We start from the raw sequence: 1,580 nt of genomic DNA, 5'->3' as shown, positions 1-1,580 counted from the left end.
GCGGATGTGCGCGAAGCTCATCATCTGGAGCCCCACGGCCAGTACCAGCGCACCCAGTGCGGCCAGGGGGATCCGGCGCAGCCCGCCGGTGAGCGTGGAGCCGTCGACGCTCCTCGTCGTCCGGCGCGAGCGGGCGGCCCACGGATTGACGGAACGTTTCCTCGGGCTTCTGAAGGCGCATGCCGCCTAAACGGGCCGGGGTCGTGCCGCGAGGGCGACGAGCAGCCCGGCGGCCGTCGTCAGCGCGGCCGTGAGCAGTACCGCGCGGTTCCCGGCGTGGTCGATGACGAGGCCGCCCGCGAGCGAGCCGAGCGCGATGCTCGCGTTGAACACGCCCGCCCACAGCGCCCCCGAGGCCTCGATCCGGGCCGGGGCGGCGGTGCGGATCCAGGTCTGCGTGGAGACCGACACCCCGCCGTACGAGGCGCCCCAGACCACGAGCACGAGCAGCACCGTCACGACGCTCCCGGTGAGGACGGGCAGCAGGCCGACGGCCAGCGTGACGCCCGCGAGGGCGGTGACCATGGCCGCCCGGGGCCTGCGGCCGGAGAGCGGGCCGAGCGTGAAGTTCCCGGCGACGCCCGCGAGTCCGTACACCAGGAGGCAGGCCGCGATGACGCCGGTGCCGAGGCCCGCGTCGGCTTCGAGCACCGGGCGGACGTACGTGTAGCCGGTGAAGTGGCCGAGGACGACGAGCGTGGTGACGGCCAGCCCGGCCGTGATGCCCTTCTGTCGCAACGCGCCCGCGATCCCGTCGGTCCGGCCGCGCTCGTGGACGGGCAGGGCGGGGAGCGTCCGCGCGAGGACGGTGGCGCAGACCAGCCCGAGGAGCGCGAGAGCCCAGAACGCGGCGCGCCAGTCGAGCAGAGCCGCCAGGTAGGTGCCGAGCGGGACGCCGAGGACGGAGGCGATCGAGACGCCGGAGAACACCATGGTGGAGGCGAGGGCGATCCGCGGACCGTCGACGAGGCGAGGGGCCAGTCCGGGCACGAGCCCCCACACGACGCCCAGCGCCAGGCCGAGCAGGATCCGCCCGGCAACGAGGACGGGGAAGTTCGGGGCGACCGCGGTCACCGCGTTCCCCAGGGCGAGCAGGAGCATGTGGCCGACGAGCACGCCCTTGCGGTCGCGGAGCCCGATGAGGGCGGGGGCGAACGGGGAGACGGCCGCGCCGATGAGCCCGGTGATCGTCAGGGACAGGCCGGTGACGCCGTCGGTGACGGACAGGCTGTCCGACATCGGCGTCAGCAGCCCGACCGGCATCATCTCGGCGGACACCACGGTGAAGGTGCTGAGGGCGACGGCCAGGACGGGGGCCCAACGAGCTTCGGCGGACGGTGAGTTGGCTGGAGCGAGGACTTCCGCGTTCTTCATGGGCCCAAGCTCATCAGCCCGTCCGGGGGCGAACAAGATCGATGGGCTCATGGACTGATTAGCCGGGCTCATGGATCGACTGGACCAGCCGGCAAGACGCCCGGCCGCGGGGGGGGCCGGACGTGGGGGTGCGGCGGCGCCGCCCGGGGGGGGGGCGGGCCGCCCCGCTGGAGGGCCCGGCGGGGGCGGTCGGCGCCGGGGCGTAC

2 protein-coding genes are annotated in these 1,580 nt (G+C 74.4%); one reads left to right on the top strand and one right to left on the bottom strand.

What is annotated here, in order from left to right; all coding sequences use genetic code 11:
• Positions 1-190, top strand: a 190-nt coding sequence (locus AB0O00_RS38715) for a hypothetical protein (protein ID WP_363659367.1), incomplete at its 5' end; no start/stop codon positions are given.
• Here AB0O00_RS38715 and AB0O00_RS38710 read toward each other — a convergent pair.
• The gene (locus tag AB0O00_RS38710; RefSeq protein WP_363659366.1) at positions 187-1,374 is read right to left on the bottom strand and encodes an MFS transporter; all 1,188 of its coding nucleotides are present in this window, start codon (positions 1,372-1,374) and stop codon (positions 187-189) included. The genes AB0O00_RS38715 and AB0O00_RS38710 overlap by 4 nt on opposite strands.
• Positions 1,375-1,580: the final 206 nt, after the last annotated feature.

It is taken from the genome of Kitasatospora sp. NPDC093558 (assembly GCF_040683475.1).
GTDB lineage: Bacteria > Actinomycetota > Actinomycetes > Streptomycetales > Streptomycetaceae > Kitasatospora.
Note: the sequence above shows the minus strand (reverse complement) of the source record. Positions and strands in the feature narration are given on the sequence as shown.

What these genes read in the sequence shown, in the direction of transcription:
- AB0O00_RS38710 (WP_363659366.1), bottom strand. Translation starts at nt 1,374, where the DNA reads ATGAAGAACGCGGAAGTCCTCGCTCCAGCCAACTCACCGTCCGCCGAA.